This is a genomic window from Pyrinomonadaceae bacterium (assembly GCA_036277115.1).
Classification (GTDB): Bacteria; Acidobacteriota; Blastocatellia; order Pyrinomonadales; family Pyrinomonadaceae; genus UBA11740.
Genome location: DASUNM010000027.1, coordinates 451,202 through 469,945 on the forward strand (window position 1 = coordinate 451,202; position 18,744 = coordinate 469,945).

An 18,744-nucleotide genomic window follows, 5' to 3' on the forward strand; every position below is an offset into this window, starting at 1 on the left:
TACCAGCCCCACGGAGAAAGCCATGTACATAGAATTTTACGGACTGAAAGAGTTGCCATTCGCGCTGACCCCCGATCCGCGCTTCCTTTACTTCACGCCTTCGCACACGGAAGTGATGGCGAATCTGCACTACGGCATCGAGAGCGGCCGCGGCCTCATCGTCGTGACTGGCGAAGTCGGCACCGGCAAGACGACCTTGCTGCGCTGGATGATGCAGCGCCTGGATCGCACGGTGATGGTGGCTTACATCTTCAACCCGCGCCTGTCCGTCGCAGAGTTCTATCAATATCTCGCGACCCTCTTCAACATTGGCGAGTGGGAAAACAAATCGGACCTGCTGATCGAACTCGGCAGGGTTCTCGAGTCGCGTCACAACCGTGGCCTGCGCACGGTGCTGGTCGTTGATGAAGGACACGGCTTGTCCACGGAAGTCCTGGAAGAGATTCGGCTGCTGTGCAACTTCGAATCGGACACTGCGAAGCACCTGCAAATTGTGCTGACCGGACAGCCGGAGCTGCGCGAGGTTTTGAATCAACCCAACCTGCGCCAACTTAAACAACGTGTCGCGCTGCGTTGCGAAATTACCGCGCTGCCGAACGTCGAAGAGACGGCCCAGTACATCGCTTCTCGTTTGAAGGTTGCCGGCGCGGCGAAGACCGACCTTTTCTCGCCGGGCGCCGTCGACTACATCTTTCGGTGTGCCGCAGGCATCCCGCGCAACATTAACAATCTTTGCGACAACGCGCTGCTCAACGGCTTCGCCTCCGGCGCCACGGTGATTAGCCGCGCGATGATTGAAGAAGTCGCGGCCACGTTCGACATGTTGCCGCGGCGCACCAGTGAGACGCCCCAGGTCCAAAACGATCACAGCCGCATCTTTAATTCCGCCGCGCGTGCGGAACTGTGGGCCGCCGGTAACGGCGATAGTGATCTCAAATCTCAGGTCTCGGATCTCAAATCTCAGGTCTCGGATCTCAGATCCGGGAACGGCGATTCCTCACCGATGGAACGGCGCGATGCTTCGCCCGGATTTTCAGAGCGGCCCACGAATGGCGACAGCTTCTCGCTGGTCTCGCCGGCCCCGGAACCTGAAATCAAATACTCACGACGTACTGACCCAATCAGCATTGACGAGCTGGGCTCGGCTTACAGCCGCTCAGGCAACGGGAGAGGAAACAATGGGCAGAGTCTATGACGCGCTGAAGCGGGCCGAATCCGCTCCGCGCACTTCTACTTCTTCAGTCAGCCAGACTGGCAACGCAGATAACGTCTCGTATTTCGTTCCGAGACAGGCAGAGCATCCATGGGATGTCGCGCCGTTCACTGCGATGCCGGTCGGCACCAATTCAGCGTCCACTGCGCACACGGATGAGGCGACCGGCGGGCCGGCACTCCCCGGCGGACCAGCTTCCCGTGATGCTGGGGCAACCTTGGGCGCTGTCGGATCGGCGCGCGCCGTCGAGTTCTCTTCGCGAGTAATCTCGACCGCGCGCGTCGAACCACATCTTTTCGCCGTCACTTCTCCGCGCTCGCCTGAGTGTGAGCACTTTCGCGCGCTGCGCACGAAACTGCTGGAAGCCGGCGAGCGGCAAAACATGCGCGCTTTTGTCATCACCAGCGCCGGCATCGGCGAAGGCAAAACTCTGACGAGTTTGAACCTGGCGTGGCTGCTGGCGCAGACAGACGGCGTCAGGGCTTTGCTGATCGACGCAGACTTGCGCCGGCCTTCAACTGCGCACTACCTGGGAATTGAAAATGAAGTTGGCTTGTCGGAAGTACTGACCGGCGAAACGAAACTGGCGCAGGCCATCGTGAAGCTTCAGCCTGCCGGCCTGCATTTGCTGCCCGGTGGCGCTGCCCGTGAAGACGTGGCTGAGCTGTTGTCGGGACCGCGTTTTGGCCACCTGCTTGATGAAGCGCGCAAGCACTTTGATTACATCATCATCGACGCCCCGCCGCTGGGCGTGTTCACCGACGCGAACCTTTTGATCAATCGTGCCGACGGCGCGTTGATGGTTGTGCGCTCAGGCAAGACGCGTTATGCGGTAGTCGATCGGCTCCTGGAGCAATTGCCACGCGAACGAATGCTGGGCGTCGTGCTGAATCGCGCTGAAGCATCAAGCGATGAAGCTGCTTACTACTATCAACAGCAACGCTATGCCGCGCGACCGGAAGCTGAGGGCGAAGTCGAATCGAGCGACGATCGCGAACTCGAAATGATTTATATCGAGGAGGACGTGGTGTCCTGATTTTCTCCCTCTCCCTTTGGGAGAGGGAACCAAAGATATGAACTCATCGCGCCTTAAAGCCCGTACGATTCTCCTGCTGCTGGTCGAAGCAATGTTGCTCTTCGTCGGCCTGGTAATCGCTGTGTATGTGCGGATGGGCGCGGGAGATGCCGAAGACGCGCTGATTAATCGCTACGGATTTTACAAAGCCGCGCTGGCGACACTCTTCTGCCTGACATCTTTCTATTTCTTTGACCTCTACGATTTCGTGGTCATGCGTGACCGGCGCGAGTTGGTATTGCGCATGCTGCAAGCGCTTGGCCTCGCGTGGATAGCGCTGGCGTTGATGTTCTATGCGCTGCCGCAGGTGATGATTGGCCGTGGCGTGACCCTGATTTCTTTGCCGCTGGCCCTGCTGTTGATGGTCGCCTGGCGGCTTTCGATTCATTGGTTTCTCGGCCATCCGGAACTGGGCGAGCGCATTCTGATCGTCGGTTCCGGCGAGTTTGCGGTCGAGATCGCTAAGGAAACATTGCAACGCAAAGACGCGGGCTATCGCGTCGTCGGCTTTGTCGACAACGATCCGGCGCTGGTGGGAAAGAGCTTGATCAATCCGAAAGTGATCGGCCTGACATCAGAATTGGCTTCGCTGGTTAAACGGGAGAACATCGATCGGCTGGTCGTCGCCATCGGCGATCGACGCGGGCAGTTTCCCACGCAGGAGCTTTTGAAACTGAGTTTGTCCGGCGATGTGACGATTGAAGAAAGCGCGTCATTCTACGAACGGTTGACCGGGCGCGTGCTGCTCGACATGATTCGGCCTTCGTGGCTGATCTTCTCAAGCCGTGGTCGTCGCGCGCGCATCAACGAGTTCGCGCGGAGCGCCATGCATCGCATCATCGCGCTGATAGGCGCAATCCTTTCGCTGCCAATCGCAATCATTACCGCCATCGTGATCAAGCTCGAGTCGCGCGGCCCCATCCTTTACCAGCAGGAACGCGTGGGCAAGAACGGCCGGCCGTTCCGGCTGATGAAGTTTCGTTCGATGCGGACCGATGCTGAGAAAGACGGTCCCGTTTGGGCCAAGACCGATGACGAACGCATGACGCGGGTCGGCCGCATCATTCGCAAGATTCGCGTCGACGAGATTCCGCAGTTTTGGAACATTCTGCGCGGCGACATGAACTTCGTTGGCCCGCGTCCGGAGCGGCCACACTTTGTCGCGCAGCTCGCGCAGGAGATTCCGTACTACGAACAGCGCCACCTGATGGCGCCGGGCCTGACGGGCTGGGCGCAGATCAACTATCCGTACGGCGCGTCGATCGAAGACGCCAAACAGAAGCTGCAATACGATCTGTACTACATGAAGAACCAGAACGTGGCGCTCGATGCGACCATCATGTTCGAAACGGTCAAGACGATCTTGTTTGGAAAGGGAACCTGACATTTAAGATTTGCCATTTGTCATTTGAAATTTGGCAAGACTGGAGCTGGAGCCATGAAGAAGACGTTAATGCAAACATTGGTGATCGCGAGCGCGCTGGCAATCGCGGGCGCCACGTTCGCTCAATCGCCAACCGCCACGCGGCAACGCCGCACGGCAGCGGAGGAAACTCAATCCACCGCGACTGCGCAGCCTTCGCCAACGCCTGAAGTCACCGCGGACGGGCAGACGAACCGCATGGATGCGTCTTCGGATGAAGAGGCGATCGTGCAGCAGTACAACAATTTCTTCACGACTTATCGGCTCGGCCCCGAGGATGTGATCTCGGTCAACGTTTTTGCGCAAGAACGTTACTCAAAGCAGGGCATCGTCATTCCGCCCAGCGGTCGAATTTATCTCGCGCTGATTCCGGATGGCATCTTCGTCAACGGCAAGACCGTAGACCAGGTCGCAGAACTGATCACGAAGCGTTACGACGAATACATTTTTACCCCGCAGGTCACCGTGTCGCTCGATCGCGCCGGTTCATATCGCTACAGCGTAGTTGGCGACGTCGCACAGCCCGGAATTCGCCTGATGACGCGACGATTGTCTGTGACCGAAGCTATTGCCGAATCTGGTGGCGTTCTGCAAACCGGTAACAAGAGCAAAGTTTATGTGCTGCGCAAGCAGGCGAATGGGAACTTGCAGCCGATTCCGGTCAACGTGAGCGCCATCTACAAAGGGCAAGCCCCGGATTCCGTCTATCTCCAGCCGGGCGATCAGGTCATCGTGCCGGGGAACAAGTGGAAGACATTCGACAAGATCACGAGTTTCCTGCCAGTGCTAAGTTTCGCGCGTATCTTTACCGGAGGATTCTGAGAAATCAGTGGGCAGTGAGCAGTGAGCAGTGAGCAGGATGATAAGACACGGAGACACGGAGAGAGGGAGACACGGAGAAACGCGCGGGCGTTCTCAGCGTCTCCCCGTCCCCCCATTTCCCCGTCTTCTCGTAGCGCTTCTCCTTCTGCTCACTGCTCACTGCTCACTGCCCACTGCCTCCGCCGCGACCTGGAGTCGTCAGAAATCTGGCACGATGGCGTGGCTGCACGCCGTTCAATTTCTCGATCAAAATCACGGCTGGGTCGCCGGCAGCGGCGGCACGTTGCTGGAAACAGGCGACGGCGGTGCAACCTGGAAGCGAGTAGCGACTCTCACCAAAGACACCCTCCGCGACGTTTGCTTCGTTGACGAGCATACGGGCTGGCTCATCGCTGAACGTGATGTTTACAAGCTGAAGACGAATGACGAAGCGCGTTCCTATCTGCTGCGCACAGACGACGGCGGATTGACGTGGCGACCAATCTACCTTGACGGGACCGATCTTAACGCGCGTCTCGTACGCGTAATATTTGCGGACGCCGCGCACGGTTGGGTGTTTGGCGAAACCGGCGTGGTGCTGGCGACCAGCGATGGCGGCGCGCATTGGACGCCTCAATCTCCTCCGACCAGGCATCTGCTCTTGGGTGGCGCGTTCTTCGACAGTTCACGGCTGTGGTTGGTGGGCGCGAGCTCCACAATTATTCACACCAGCAACAGCGGCGTTACCTGGCAGACAGCAACTGTGCGGGACAACGTGAAGTTTCGATTCCACTCAACCAGCTTCATCAGCGATCGTCTGGGATGGGCGGTCGGCTCATCCGGCCGAATCTTCGCGACCAGCGACGGTGGGCGCACCTGGTTTTCACAGAGATCAAACGTCGCAGTCGATCTGCTCGATGTTAAGTTCATCAGTCCCTCGGAAGGCTGGGCCGCCGGCGCCAACGGAACTCTTCTGCGTACCGTCAACGGGGGCCGTCACTGGTTCGCTGAAACCACAGGAATTTCACACGAGCTGACGCGCATCCACTTCGTCGATCGAAATCACGGCTGGGCCGTTGGTTTCGGCGGAACGATCCTTAAACTCGGCCAGTCAACTGCGCCCTCGCTCCGTTAGGACAAGTGGCAGAGACTCTAGTCTGTGGTTTCTTCTCAGACGTGCTCAATCTCAGTTGAATTCACAGACTGAAGTCTGTGCCACGTGACCAACCATTGACAGAGCCGGAGCACAGTAGTAGAAACTCCGCGCATTCAAACCCCAATCTTAAGGAGATTTAACGGATGAAGAGACATCTACTTCTGGCCGCCGTCCTGGTTTTGACTCTGGCCAGCTTATCGATCGCACAGGAGGCGACCCCCTCGCCGACACCGAAACCGAAAGCACCTCGCGTAACCCAGGCCATGCTGCAAAAGGATCTCGCGGAAAAAGAAACTGAGCTGTGGAATGGCTTCAAGAACAAGGATATGAAGCCGTTTGACATGTATCTCGGCAAGGATGTCGTTGTCGTCGACAGCGGCGGCGTGATGGCAAAAGGGAGCCTTCCCGACGGGATGAAGATGTGCGACATCAAATCCTTTTCCTTGAGCGATTGGAAGCTGACCAAGCCCACCACGACGACGGCTTTATTGGTTTACAAAGGTACTCAGGAAGGGACCTGTGCCGGTGCGCCGGTACCAGCGACTGTTTGGGTGAGCAGCCTCTGGGTGAAACGTAAAGATGCGTGGGTAACGGTTTTCCACCAGGAAACCGCGGCGCGATAACAACCGAGTCCAAAGTCGCAAGTCCAAAGTCCAACGTCTGTGAATGACGCGGGGCTTTGGACTTTAGACGTCAGACGTTGGACTCGCTTGCTCCAGCCTCCTGCCTGGTGCCGCCTGCTTTCTCCGGTCGCATGTGCGGAAACAGGATCACGTCGCGGATTGAGTGTTTGTTCGCGAGCAGCATCACTAATCGATCGATTCCCACACCAATTCCCGCCGCGGGCGGCATCCCGTAAGCCAAAGCGCGAATGTAATCTTCGTCCATCACCATCGCTTCCTCATCGCCACGCTCGCGCTGCTGCCCCTGCTCTTTGAAGCGCTGGTACTGCTCTTCGGGATCGTTCAGTTCAGAGAAGCCATTTGCCGTCTCCAGGGCCGCGACAAAGAATTCAAAGCGTTCAGCTACCGAAGGATCAGCGGGTGAAGCTTTCGAGAGGGGCGAGATCGGCTTCGGAAAATCGGTGATGAACGTCGGTTGAATCAAATGCGGTTCCGCGAGTTCTTCAAACAACTCGACTATTCGTTCTGCGGGCTCATCCCGGCTGACTTCCTGTTTTCCGAATCGCGAGATCGCATCTCGCATGGAAATCCGCGCGAACGGCTGTGAAAAATCGATCTCGTGCTCGCCGTAGCGAACGTGTTGACCGAGAACTGTAAAGACAACTGATCGCAAGAGCCTCTCGCAGAAATCCATCATCTGGCTCACGTCGGCGTAGGCCCAGTAGAACTCGAGCATCGTGAACTCGGGATTGTGGACGCGATCGATCCCCTCATTTCGAAAGTTGCGATTGATCTCGTAAACCTTCTCAAAGCCACCCACCACCAATCGCTTCAAATAAAGTTCGGGAGCGATGCGCGCGTACAGATCGATGTCGAGCGCGTTGTGATGTGTCTTGAACGGCCGCGCGAGCGCGCCGGTCGCTTTCGATGTCAGCATCGGCGTCTCGACTTCGACATAACCGTGATCATCGAGGAACCGGCGAATGTGACGAATAGTCTTGTAACGCAGCTCGAAAACTTCGCGCGGCGTCAGGTCGTGTTCGTCTTGCTCAAGTTTCAGGCTGCCGGCGATCAGATCCGCATATCGCTGGCGCTGGCGAATTTCCGGATCGTGTATGCCATGCATCTTGTCCGGCATCGGCAGCATGGCCTTGGCGAGAAACTGAAGCTTCTCAACATGGATCGAAAGCTCGCCCGTTTTCGTGATGAATAAATATCCATCGACGCCGATGAAGTCGCCGTGATCCAGCAGCCCAAACAACTCCCAACCATTAACTTCGCCACCTTCCGAGTCGTTACGCAGGCCCGCGACATCCTGCCGGCGAATGTACATCTGTAAACGCGACACACCGTCGGATAGATGAAGGAAGGCGGCTTTGCCCATCACGCGAGGCGGCGCCGCAATGCGACCGGCAATGCGAACTCGCGTTTTGTTCAACTCGTTGTTGGTCGATTCGAGAACCTCCGCCGAAGGCTTCTCGCCTTCGTTTAACTCAGGCTCATACTCCTTGAACACTTCGACAATCGAGGTAATCGTGTCTTCATGCGAAGCAGTGCCGGTGACATCGCTTCTTTCGAACTTATTTGGATAGACGTTGCCCACCAGTGCGCGCAGCGCTTCAAGGTGTGCGCGACGCGCGACTGTCTGATCGTTTTCTTCGAGAAAAGGCACCGTCATGGCAATCTGTGAATAGTAAATGGTAACCGCTGATTCGACAAAAGTAGTTCTCTGCGTCTCTTTGAGTTCTCTGTGCGCCAGTGGTGATCTATCCGTCACCTGATTTCACCACAGAGGCACGGAGATCCACTGAGGCACAGAGAAACACCCTGACACTTTTGCCGTTTATCTTTCGGCCTCGTACAATTCACGTTTGACCCCAATGCGGAAAAAGATTGTGACGCGCGATGAACTGCTCATCGAGCGCGAACACCTGCGCGATGCGGGCAAGAAACTCGTGTTTACAAACGGCGTGTTCGATCTTCTTCACGTTGGCCACGCGCGTTACTTGCGCCTCGCGCGGACGCTGGGTCAGGCGCTCGTGGTTGCGGTCAACAGCGATGCTTCAGTGCGGGAATTGAAGGGCGCCGGTCGCCCGTTGGTGAACGAGAATGATCGCGCCGAGCTTCTCGCCGCTTTGGAACCGGTCGATTACGTGACGATTTTCGATGACTTGTCACCGCGGTCTCTGATCGCTGAGTTGCTGCCGGACGTGCTGGTGAAAGGCGGCGATTACACGCTGGATCAGATTCATGGACGTGAAGAAGTTGAAGCGGCGGGCGGCAGCGTTGTGTCTCTGCCGTTTGTCGAAGGTGCTTCGACCAGCAAAATTATTGAGCGGATGAAGACGGGGCAGTAGCAGTATTGCCCCAGTCAGCGGAAAATTCCCACCGGCAATGCAAGCAAAGCCCTATCTGAAAGAAATATCATTGAAGCGGGAGATGATCGAAGACTTCGATGCTTACCCGTTCTGTATTCCAGGAGTCAGAAAGCTCAAGACCCTGAAGTTTCACCCCGACGTCACGTTTTTAGTCGGCGAGAACGGCTCAGGCAAGTCCACTCTGATTGAGGCTATTGCGGTCGGCCTTGGATTTAATCCGGAAGGCGGGACTAAGCAATCACAATTCACCACCACCCGAACGCATTCGGAATTGCATCGCTACCTGCGGATGGTGCGCAGTTTTAAGAAGCCCGGGGACGAATATTTTCTCAGGGCTGAAAGCTTTTACAATCTGGCCACCTTCATGGAGGAGACAGGTTACCTGCGAGGATATGGCGGCAAGTCACTGCATCAGCAGTCACACGGCGAATCGTTTATGGCTACTCTCTTGCACAAGCTGACGGGAGGCGGCCTCTACATTATGGACGAGCCCGAGGCGGCGCTGTCTCCCTCGCGACAAATGGCCGCGCTATCGGCGATTCATAAGCTGGTCGAGCAGGAATCCCAATTCATCATTGCCACACACTCGCCGATCCTGCTCGCGTATCCGCGAGCTTGCATCTACCAACTCGATGAGGATGGAATCAAGAAGGTCGCATACGAGCAAACGGAACATTATTCAGTCACGAGGCAGTTTCTTAACGGCTATCAACAAATGCTGACGATCCTGATGGAACCATGACTTCGGCGACCCAGTTACCCTCTGTTCTCCAGAACGCGCTCGACGCAGGTTTCCAAAGCGCGGAATTCCGAAGTGTGCTCGATCAAATCCGCCGGGGCGCGCGCGTCATTTCGATTAGTGGCTTGGTGGCGGGCCCCGCACGCGCGCTCGCATTGGCCGCCCTGCAACGCGAAACGGGAAAGCAGTTCGCGCTCGTAGTCCCAGCCCAACGCGACCTTGAAAATTGGGAGCGCGATATCAGTTTCTGGTATTGCGTTTTGCGGGGCGCATCTGAATGCAAGGCCACCGTGGCCGTACTGCCGTCGTCTGAGAGCGATCCATATGCCGGCGGCTCGCCGCACGCAGAGACGCTTGAACGACGCGCGTTGGCGCTGTGGCGTTTGGCGCGGACTCAACCTGATTTCGTTCTGCTGACCTCGCGCGCGATGGCGCGGCGCACAATTCCGCCGGTCGAAATTCTGAAGGCCGGAACGGTTCTGCGTCGCGATGAAGACACCGCGCCGGAAGAGCTCGTCGAAAAGCTCATCGCCGGCGGTTATGTGCGGGAAGATCCGATTGGCGCGGTGGGTGAGTTCTCGATGCGCGGCGGCATTCTCGATGTTTGGCCGCCGGGACGCGACGCCCCCGCCCGCATTGAATTCTTTGGCGACACGGTTGATTCAATTCGCGAATTCGATCCGGAAACGCAACTCTCCACAGCTCAGCTAACGCAAATCGAAATACCGCCGATGCGCGAACTGATGGTGCACGCGTCAGACTTTCGTGAATGGGCGTCACATGCGCGCCTGCGCTGGCGTGACGAGCGATTCGCGCGCTCGCTTCGAGATCGAACCGTTTACGCCGACGAAGGCGAAAGCTTCCCCGGCTGGGAATGGCTGATTTCGCTGGGCCGTGAGAGCCATGCAACCACATTTGATTATCTGAAAGACGCGGTGCTCGTCATCGATGAACCCGTCGCGGTCGAGAACTATCTGTCGAGCGCGTTCCAAACTCTCGAGCAGCGCCACGCGGAAACTGAAGCGGCCGATGATCTCGGTTTGCGGCCGGAGGAACTTTATCTCACCGCTGAAGAGCTGCGTTCGCGAATCGATTCAAAGCAAAGGGTGGAGCTGCGGGCGCTCGGTCGCACCGTGGCGGCCACCGATCAGGCGCTCGCGCTCGAGGCCGAAGAGCCGAAGATTTCGGTCGGAAAAGAACGCGGGCGGAAGCGACCGTTGTTTTTGTTTCCGCATGTGTCAGCCACCCCTCCCCGCCAGCGGGGAGGGGACGGGGGTGGGGTTGCGACGACCGCCAACCTCTCCCCTAACCCCTCTCCGCAAGCGGAGCGGGGAACAGATGCGGGCAGGATGTCCAGCACCCCAAGCGGGCTGCCCGCTTGGGGACCCCGCCCCGCGCTTCCCGGTGAGATCGAATGGCGAGCGCAGTCAGTGATGCGCTATCACGGCCGCTTGCCGGATCTGGCGCGCGACGTCATTGCGCGACACGCAAATTCAAATGCCACAACTCTGTTTGTGATGCCCAGCCGCGGCGTGGCCGAGCGCGTCACGGAAATTCTGCGCGAATACGAAGTGAACGCGCGGCTAACTTCATTCGAAGATCAATCCGATGCCCCGGCAACCGCGCAAGCAGTTGTCACCTTCGGCAAACTTTCCGGCGGTTTCGAATTGCCATCGTCACACCTGGTCGTCCATGTGGAAGGCGACTTGTTCGATGAAGCCGCTGAACCCGCGCTTGAGCGTCGCAGCACGGCAATCAAGCGCGAGAAAAAACGTCGCGCGCGCGCGGCTGCGTTCCTTTCCGACTTTCGCGATCTAAAAGTAAACGACTACGTCGTCCACATCGATCACGGCATCGCGCGATTCGGAGGACTGGTGACGCTTGACCTGGGACCGGCGCAGCCTTCACCGGCAGCGATTGCGGCGCCCAAACGCGGCGAGTTCATGCTGCTTTATTACGCGGAGGACGCCAAGCTTTATGTGCCGGTTGAGCGGCTCGATCTGGTGCAGCGATACTCCAGTGCCGAGGGCCACCAGCCGACGCTGGATAAACTCGGCGGCATCGGTTGGCAGAAGACCAAGGCCAAAGCCAAACGCGCGATGCGCGACATGGCTGACGAGCTTCTGCGTTTGTACGCGGAGCGCAAACTGGTTCAGGGGCATTCGTTCCCGCCGGACGCGCCCTGGCAGCGGGAGTTCGAGGAAGGTTTCGAATACACGCTCACGCCCGATCAGGAAACCGCGATCGAGGACGTGAAGAAAGACATGGAGACGCCGACGCCGATGGACCGCCTGCTCTGCGGCGACGTCGGTTACGGCAAGACTGAAGTCGCCATGCGGGCGGCATTCAAAGCCGTGATGGACGGCAAACAGACCGCAATCCTGACGCCGACCACCGTGCTCGCTTACCAGCACTTCGAAACTTTTCGCCAGCGGTTCGCGCCTTTTCCTATCAAAGTTGAATTGCTTTCACGCTTTCGATCGACAAAAGAACAGAAGGAAGTGGTGAAACGGGTGGAAGGCGGCGAGGTCGATGTGGTGATCGGCACGCATCGAATGCTTTCGAAAGACGTGAGCTTTCGCGATCTCGGTTTGGTCGTCGTCGATGAAGAGCAACGTTTCGGTGTCGCGCACAAAGAGCGTCTGAAGCAACTGAAGAAGCGCGTCGATGTACTGACTTTATCAGCCACGCCAATTCCGCGCACGCTGAATATGTCACTGAGTGGCTTGCGTGACATGTCTCTGATCGAGACCCCGCCCAGCGATCGCCTCGCCATCCAAACCCAGGTCGTGCAGTCATCGGACACGGTCATCAAGTCGGCCATCGAGCTCGAACTGTCGCGCGGCGGCCAGATCTTTTTCATTCACAATCGCGTCGAGTCAATCGAGACGATTGCGGCCCTCGTAAAGCGCCTGGTGCCTTCGTGCCGCATCGCTGTCGGCCACGGCAAGATGAATGAGAAAGAGATGGAGCGCGTGATGCTGGATTTCATTGATTTTAAATACGATGTGCTGGTCGCGACCACTATTATTGAGAACGGAATAGACATCCCCCGAGCGAACACAATCATCATAAATCGCGCCGATAATTACGGTCTTTCTCAGCTTTATCAGTTGCGCGGGCGCGTCGGGCGCTCGAATCGTCGAGCTTATGCTTACCTCTTGATTCCGGCGGAACAGGAGCTTTCGCCCATTGCGCGAAGGCGTTTGGCCGCGATTCGTGAGTTCTCTGAATTGGGAGCTGGATTTCGGATCGCGGCTTTGGATTTGGAATTGAGAGGTGCGGGCAATCTGCTCGGCGGGCAGCAGTCCGGTCACATGAACGCGCTCGGATTCGATCTTTACACGCAAATGCTCGAGCGCACGGTTTCGGAGCTCCGCGGCGAACAGGTCGAAGACGAAACCAGCGTCACCATCAATCTTGCCGTCGATGTCGCGATTCCCGAAACGTATGTTAGCGACATGGGACAGCGCCTGCGGACTTATAAGCGCGTTTCGTCAGCGCGCGATGAAGAGGCTTTGACGGCGATTCGTGCCGAAACGGAAGACCGCTACGGCCGTATCCCTGAATCCGTCGAACACCTTTTCGCCTATGCGCGGCTGAGGCAGGCGGCTGAGGATGTCGGGGTCGTTTCCATTGACCGGGCGCCGGGTGGAATCGCCATTAAACTCAGCGAAAAAGCGCGGGTTGCGCCGGAAAAGCTGATGGAAATGGTGCGAGTTCGCACCGGGGCAAGCTTCACCCCCAACGGTGTTTTGCGACTGGAATTGAGCGAGGAAGAGCGGGACGAAGTGCTGGCCGTAGCCCGCCGCGTGTTGCTGCAAATCCGTAGCGACGGTTAGAATTGGCGAATCAACAGCGCCGTTAGGCGCGAAATGTTTATAGACCCATTCGCTTCGACAAGTAATGGCTCCTTTAGGAGCGGGGACATCACGCTCCTAAAGGAGCTTCGGTCGTTTAAGGAAAAAACGAGTCTATGAAAATTTCGCTCCTCCGGAGCGATCTTTAAGGAGTACTAATGAAATTCAAATCACTCACTGCTGCGCTGTTCCTGGCTGCGGCTGTATTGTTCTTGCCCTCCATGGCCACAGCTCAGGAAGGCGAACCGGTCGTCGTTGACGAAGTTATCGCCCAGGTCAATGACGGCGTCGTCACCCTCTCACAGTTGAAGCGCGAAATGAAAGAGCGCGTGGAAACCTTGAAGCAGAACGGCATGAGCCCAGAGCAGGCCCAGGCCGAAGTGGAAAAGCGGAAAGCTGAACTGATCGCCACGCTCATCAACGAGCAGCTGCTGCTGGCGAAAGGGAAGGAGCTCGACCTGAGCGAACGCGTTGAAGCGCAGGTGAACAAACGCATGCTCGAAGTCGCCGTCGAAAATAAGCTGAACTCGATCGAGAAACTGGAAGAAGCGATGCGCCAGTCAGGCGTCGATCCGGTTGAGACGCGTCAGACGATGCGTACCGAAATGATGAAGCAGGCGGTGCTTGAGAGCGACGTGGATTCCAAGCTGTTTTATGGCTTGAGCATCGATGAGCTGCGGAAATACTTTGACGCGAACCAGAGCAAGTTCGTCAAACCGGAGACCGTCGAACTTTCGGAGATCTTTTTGAGCCTTGCGGGTAAACCCGAGGCGGAAGTAAAAGCGCGCGCCAATCAACTCGTCACGCAGATTCGCGGCGGCGCTGACTTTGGCACACTGGCCACGGCGTATTCGGAGCGCAGCCAGCAGAACAAAGGCAAAGTTGGTTTGTTTGAAGTCGTAAATTTGCGACCGGACATCGCCGCTGCCATTAAGAGCGTTCAGGCCGGCGGCGTCGGTGAGCCTTTGAAGACTGACGAGGGGTATCAAATTCTCCGGGTCGATGCGCGCACCGCCGGTTCTTCGACGCCGACTTTCAACGAGATGAAAGTGCGCGAAGCGATCACCACCGAGCGTCTGCCGAAAGCGCGCGAGCAGTATCTGCAGAATTTGCGCAACGACGCTTACGTGAGCATCGCGGAAACTTATCGCGCGTCAGTAGCGCCGTTGCTTAACATCGTGCCGCCTGCCGCCGCGACTAAGACCGACAAGAAGGACAACAAGAAGGACAAACCGTAACTAAAGTGATGAGTGATGAGTATTGCGTGATGAGTAAGACGCGAACGCTCATCACTCATGACTCATCACTCATTACTAAGCAGTGCGTCTTGATTTATTCCTAAAACTAAGCCGGCTTTGCCCGCGGCGCACCGTTGCTCAGAAGCTTTGCGATGCGGGCATTGTTTTGCTCAACGGCCGCCCGGCGAAATCCGCGCACGACGTCAAAGCCGGTGACGAAATCATAATCCGCAAGGCGAACGAAGAAACCGTCGCGCGCGTGGTGGAAGTGCCAACCTCCCACAATGTCTCTCGCCGGGACGCAAATTCGCTAATTGAAATCGTCAGTAGAACGGAACTGGACCCGGAAAAAGGCGTCTAAGTTGATGCCCGCCGCGCGTTCTAATTCACACCTCGCTTCAGCGAGGTGGTTTGGAACTTGGGCAACCATCAGCCGTTTCAACGGCTTCTGCAAACCGTTAAAAACGGTTACCAGTTCCCAACGGCTGTGAACACCTCGCTGAAGCGAGGTGTGAATAAGACCGGAACAATGAACAGCATCAAGACTTCGGTAACTCTCGCAGCGCTACTGCTGGCCATCTGCTCAGCCGCGTTCGCTCCTCCTGCGATAATCAGGACTGCGGACTCCCATCAAGCCGCGCTCAAGCTCACATCGCCCCGAATTGTCGTGAAGAAAGCTGAACGCCGTTTGTTTCTCTACGATGGAAACAAGTTGGTGAAAACGTATCGCGTCGGACTCGGCCTGAGTCCCCAGGGCGACAAAGTGCGGCAGGGCGATCGCCGCACTCCGGAAGGCGACTTCTATATCTTCACCAGGAATGACAAGAGCGCGTTTTATCTCTCGCTCGGGGTCAGCTATCCGAATGCGCCGCACGCTGACCGCGGCCTGCGCGATGGCCTCATCACAAAGGCGCAACACGACGCGATCCTGCGCGCGCTGAAATTGAAAAAGACGCCGCCCCAGAACACGGCTTTGGGTGGCGACATCTACATTCATGGTCGCGGGGCGAGCAGCGACTGGACCTGGGGTTGTGTCGCGCTCGAGGACCACGACATCCTCGAACTCTTCAATGTGGCTACTGTCGGCACGCCCGTCACAATTCTGCCTTAGTCCCGCGCGAACCGCTTCTTCACCGTTCGATAATCGAGCGCCTTCCTTGCCGACGGAAAGCGTCTGCGCTCTCAAGATCGCCATTAAGTCAGAACCACCTGCGGTAGCGGGTGCGCGAATTTGCCAACGATTCAGGGTTTTTCCAGTTCAACGGCCCGCTCCCGCAGGTCGTTCTGACTCCATGGCTTTTACCGGCCACAGTTTCTCAGTCACTGGCATATCGGTTGCTAAATTGGCGTTGAATTCGCAGCTAATCGAAAAGCGTGCGGATCCGGGGTTAAAAACATGAATATTCTCAGTGGATTTTTCTCAGAAGATTTGGCGATTGATTTAGGCACGGTCAATACGATTGTTTACACGCCAACCCAGGGCGTCGTTTTGAACGAGCCTTCGGTGGTTGCCGTCAACAAGTACAGCCGCGAAGTCATCTCAGTGGGGTCGCCGGCTTTAAAGTTGCTCGGTCGCGAACCGAACGACACTGAAGTCTATCGGCCGCTGCGACGCGGCGCGATCGACAACTTCGAAATCTCGCAAGTGTTCCTGCGTGCAGTTATCAGCCGGGTCCAAAAGCACGACCATCCAAAGCGAAGTCACCTGGTTGTCGGCGTGCCCGGATCATCGACGCCGCTCGAACGTCGCTCGGTCCGCGATGCCGCGCGTGACGCGAAAGCTGGCCGCGTGGACTTGATTGACGAAGGACTGGCGGCAGCAATCGGCGCCGGATTGGATTTCGAAGACGAACACGCTCACATGGTCGTCGACATTGGCGGCGGCACCACGAACATCGCGATTCTCGCCTCGGGCGGCGTAGTTAATTCGGTGAGTCTGCCGGCCGCGGGCAACGCGATGGACGACGCGATTCGCGACTATCTGCGTTTGCGCTATGCCGTCGCATTTGGCGAGCGCACGATCGAACACATTAAGTGCGAGCTTGGCTCGGCCGCAGCATTCCATAACTCACAGCTCGACCGCGAAGTTGAGATCGTTGGCAAGCAACTCGCGAACGGCGCGGCCAAGCCCGTGACCATTAGTTCGCGCGAAGTCCGCACGGCGCTCGAGCCCGTGCTCTCGGAAATTATCTCAGCAGTGCGACGTGTGATTGAAGACGCCAGCCCGGATGTTACCGCCGATATTTACTATTCAGGCGTGATTCTGACCGGCGGGGGCGCGCTGCTGCACGGCATGTCCGATCGCCTGCAAAGTGAACTCGATCTGAAAGTGACGGTCCCTGAAGATCCGCTGACGACAGTGGCGCTCGGCGCCGGGCGTTTATTGGAAGATGCAGAGCGCTTGCAGCGCGCGACCCTGCGCCTGGACGGGCCGGTTTGGGAACAGGCAGAGAAGCTGGCAGTAAATTGGTAGCAGTTCTTGAACCTGCTACGCGGGTTTCAAAGCCACATGGGGTAAAATCTCGTGTGGCTTTTTTATGAACGAGATCAAGCCTTTCAAGATACGCGATGTTGAGATCAGTCCACCGCTGGTGCTTTCACCGATGGCGGGCGTGACCGACATTTCTTTTCGACGCCTGCTGAAACAGCGCGGCGGCATCGGCTTGACTGTCTCTGAATTCATCTCGGTCGAAGGCTTGACGCGCAACAACCCGAAATCGAAACGGCAGATGCGCTTTTACGAAAACGAGCGGCCGTTTGCGGTGCAGATTTTCGGCGGCCAGGCTGAGCGCATGCGCATGGCGGCTGAGATGGCGGAAGAAATCGGCGCAGATATTCTCGACATCAACTGCGGCTGCCCCGCCCCGAAAGTCGTGAAGCATGGCGGCGGTTCAGGATTGCTGCGCGATCTGCCGCGGCTGGAAACGATTCTGAAAGAGATCAAGAAAGCGATCACAATTCCGCTGACGATAAAGATTCGCGCCGGCTATTCGGACAGCACTATCAACGCGGTCGATACCGCTAAGCTTGCTGAAGACTGCGGGGTTGAGCACATCGCGCTGCACGGTCGGACAAAAGAGCAGGGCTATCGCGGGCTCGCCAATTGGGATTTGGTGCGCGCGGTTAAGGAAGTTGTGAAGGTGCCGGTTTCGGGCAGCGGCGACGTGACGACGATTCAGCAGACCTTCGATCGTTTTCGCGAGACTGGCTGTGATGGCGTGTTAATTGGACGTGGCGCGATGGCCAATCCGTGGATCTTCCGGCAGATCGAAGATGTGATGCACGGCCGCGAACCGTTTCAACCGACGTTGGAAGACAAGCGCGCGCTGCTGCTCGAATACTTTGAAATGCTGCAACAGGACATGCCGATGATCGCGGCGATTGGAAGGATGAAGCAGCTCGCCGGACAGTTTACGCGCGGCTTGCAGGGCGGCGCGCTCTTCCGCACCGCGCTCTATCATTCACATTCAGTCGATGAGATTCTCGGACGGATCTCGGAATACTTTGAAGCAATCAACAACGGGCTTCCCTACTACGGCGAAGGCCGTCCCCCCGGCGAAATCATCGAAGCCCCCGTGCTCGATTCCTGCGAAGCGGCGACGGTTGCGGTGTAATTCCTTTCGCGATTACTTTCCGAGTTGCTTAGCCAGCCGATCGAGCAGCGCCTGCTCTTCAGCAGAAATCTTGCTGCCTAATCCCAGAATGCCACCGGAAGCGGCCGCGACCCGCATGGAGAGTTCGAGCAGTTTCTCGCGGTCAATCTTTTTGTCTTCTGGCGACTCGGTGCCGCTAATATCGGCGATCACGCGCAAAGTTTGCTCGAGGAATTCGTCGCTCGGCCGATGCGTTAACCAATCATTAAGTTGTTGGTAAGCCGCGCCGTCTTCAGCCACACCGTGAAGGCGCGCTGCCTCGAGAATCATTTCACGCTCGGGCCCGCTGACTTTGTTGTCCGCCCACGCGACGCTAATAAGCGGCATGAGGTGCAACAACGAAACGGTGTCGCGCGTGTACCCGAGGTCCTGTAACGTTTTCAGGATGTCTTCGTTTGGAATCCCGCTCGCTTCCGCAAGCTCTTTCATCTGTGCTTCGGCCTCGCGCCGCTTGCGAAGCTTTTCGATCAACTCTTGTTCTTTGCGATGAAAGTATTCTTCCTCGAGTCCTTTGCCACGCTTGGCCATTGCGTCATCCGCCATATTTGCCTCCGATTAAAATGAAATGCCGGCTCATCCTGGACA

Annotated in this window: 16 protein-coding genes; 14 read left to right on the plus strand and 2 right to left on the minus strand. The window is 57.2% G+C overall.

Going from position 1 to position 18,744, the window contains the following annotated elements; translation table 11 throughout:
- Window positions 1-22 precede the first annotated feature (22 nt).
- The 6 genes from VFX97_18285 to VFX97_18310 all read left to right on the plus strand — a co-directional run bounded on the left by VFX97_18285 (window position 23) and on the right by VFX97_18310 (window position 6,291).
- Complete coding sequence (locus VFX97_18285) at window positions 23-1,195, plus strand: AAA family ATPase (GenBank protein HEX5705154.1); 1,173 nt, start codon at window positions 23-25, stop codon at window positions 1,193-1,195.
- On the plus strand, window positions 1,179-2,249 hold the full coding sequence (locus tag VFX97_18290) for a CpsD/CapB family tyrosine-protein kinase (protein ID HEX5705155.1): 1,071 nt from the start codon (window positions 1,179-1,181) through the stop codon (window positions 2,247-2,249). Before VFX97_18285 ends, VFX97_18290 begins: the two co-directional genes overlap by 17 nt.
- A gap of 37 nt (window positions 2,250-2,286) precedes the next feature.
- Window positions 2,287-3,672, plus strand: a complete 1,386-nt coding sequence (locus VFX97_18295; protein HEX5705156.1) for a TIGR03013 family XrtA/PEP-CTERM system glycosyltransferase — start codon at window positions 2,287-2,289, stop codon at window positions 3,670-3,672.
- Between the two features lie 54 nt (window positions 3,673-3,726).
- On the plus strand, window positions 3,727-4,533 hold the full coding sequence (locus VFX97_18300) for a polysaccharide biosynthesis/export family protein (GenBank protein ID HEX5705157.1): 807 nt from the start codon (window positions 3,727-3,729) through the stop codon (window positions 4,531-4,533).
- A gap of 37 nt (window positions 4,534-4,570) precedes the next feature.
- Complete coding sequence (locus VFX97_18305) at window positions 4,571-5,647, plus strand: YCF48-related protein (protein HEX5705158.1); 1,077 nt, start codon at window positions 4,571-4,573, stop codon at window positions 5,645-5,647.
- Window positions 5,648-5,811: 164 nt separating this feature from the next.
- Window positions 5,812-6,291: a DUF4440 domain-containing protein gene (locus VFX97_18310; GenBank protein HEX5705159.1), complete on the plus strand. Its 480-nt coding sequence runs from the start codon at window positions 5,812-5,814 to the stop codon at window positions 6,289-6,291.
- A 70-nt stretch (window positions 6,292-6,361) separates the two neighbouring features.
- Here the strand turns inward: VFX97_18310 and VFX97_18315 are convergent, their stop codons facing one another.
- Complete coding sequence (locus VFX97_18315) at window positions 6,362-8,068, minus strand: lysine--tRNA ligase (protein HEX5705160.1); 1,707 nt, start codon at window positions 8,066-8,068, stop codon at window positions 6,362-6,364.
- Between the two features lie 103 nt (window positions 8,069-8,171).
- Between VFX97_18315 and rfaE2 the strand changes: the two genes are divergently transcribed.
- From rfaE2 to dusB, 8 genes are all read left to right on the plus strand, one after another.
- Window positions 8,172-8,648 (plus strand): D-glycero-beta-D-manno-heptose 1-phosphate adenylyltransferase, encoded by a 477-nt coding sequence (gene rfaE2, locus VFX97_18320; GenBank protein HEX5705161.1) that lies wholly within the window; start codon window positions 8,172-8,174, stop codon window positions 8,646-8,648.
- A gap of 37 nt (window positions 8,649-8,685) precedes the next feature.
- Window positions 8,686-9,411 (plus strand): AAA family ATPase, encoded by a 726-nt coding sequence (locus VFX97_18325; GenBank protein HEX5705162.1) that lies wholly within the window; start codon window positions 8,686-8,688, stop codon window positions 9,409-9,411.
- A complete protein-coding gene (gene mfd / locus VFX97_18330) occupies window positions 9,408-13,250 on the plus strand; it encodes a transcription-repair coupling factor (protein ID HEX5705163.1) in 3,843 nt (1,280 codons plus the stop codon). The genes VFX97_18325 and mfd overlap by 4 nt, the downstream gene beginning before the upstream one ends.
- A gap of 176 nt (window positions 13,251-13,426) precedes the next feature.
- On the plus strand, window positions 13,427-14,506 hold the full coding sequence (locus VFX97_18335; protein HEX5705164.1) for a peptidyl-prolyl cis-trans isomerase: 1,080 nt from the start codon (window positions 13,427-13,429) through the stop codon (window positions 14,504-14,506).
- Window positions 14,507-14,588: 82 nt separating this feature from the next.
- Entirely contained in the window at window positions 14,589-14,867 is a 279-nt protein-coding gene (locus VFX97_18340) for a S4 domain-containing protein (protein HEX5705165.1), read from the plus strand.
- A 168-nt stretch (window positions 14,868-15,035) separates the two neighbouring features.
- Window positions 15,036-15,617 (plus strand): L,D-transpeptidase, encoded by a 582-nt coding sequence (locus VFX97_18345; GenBank protein HEX5705166.1) that lies wholly within the window; start codon window positions 15,036-15,038, stop codon window positions 15,615-15,617.
- A gap of 285 nt (window positions 15,618-15,902) precedes the next feature.
- Window positions 15,903-16,979: a rod shape-determining protein gene (locus VFX97_18350; GenBank protein HEX5705167.1), complete on the plus strand. Its 1,077-nt coding sequence runs from the start codon at window positions 15,903-15,905 to the stop codon at window positions 16,977-16,979.
- A gap of 64 nt (window positions 16,980-17,043) precedes the next feature.
- Window positions 17,044-18,120 carry a tRNA dihydrouridine synthase DusB gene (dusB, locus tag VFX97_18355; GenBank protein HEX5705168.1) on the plus strand — a complete coding sequence of 359 codons (1,077 nt, stop codon included), beginning with the start codon at window positions 17,044-17,046 and terminating at the stop codon, window positions 18,118-18,120.
- Window positions 18,121-18,132: 12 nt separating this feature from the next.
- On the opposite strand, the gene VFX97_18360 is transcribed toward dusB, so the two are convergent.
- Complete coding sequence (locus VFX97_18360) at window positions 18,133-18,702, minus strand: hypothetical protein (GenBank protein HEX5705169.1); 570 nt, start codon at window positions 18,700-18,702, stop codon at window positions 18,133-18,135.
- Window positions 18,703-18,744 lie beyond the last annotated feature (42 nt).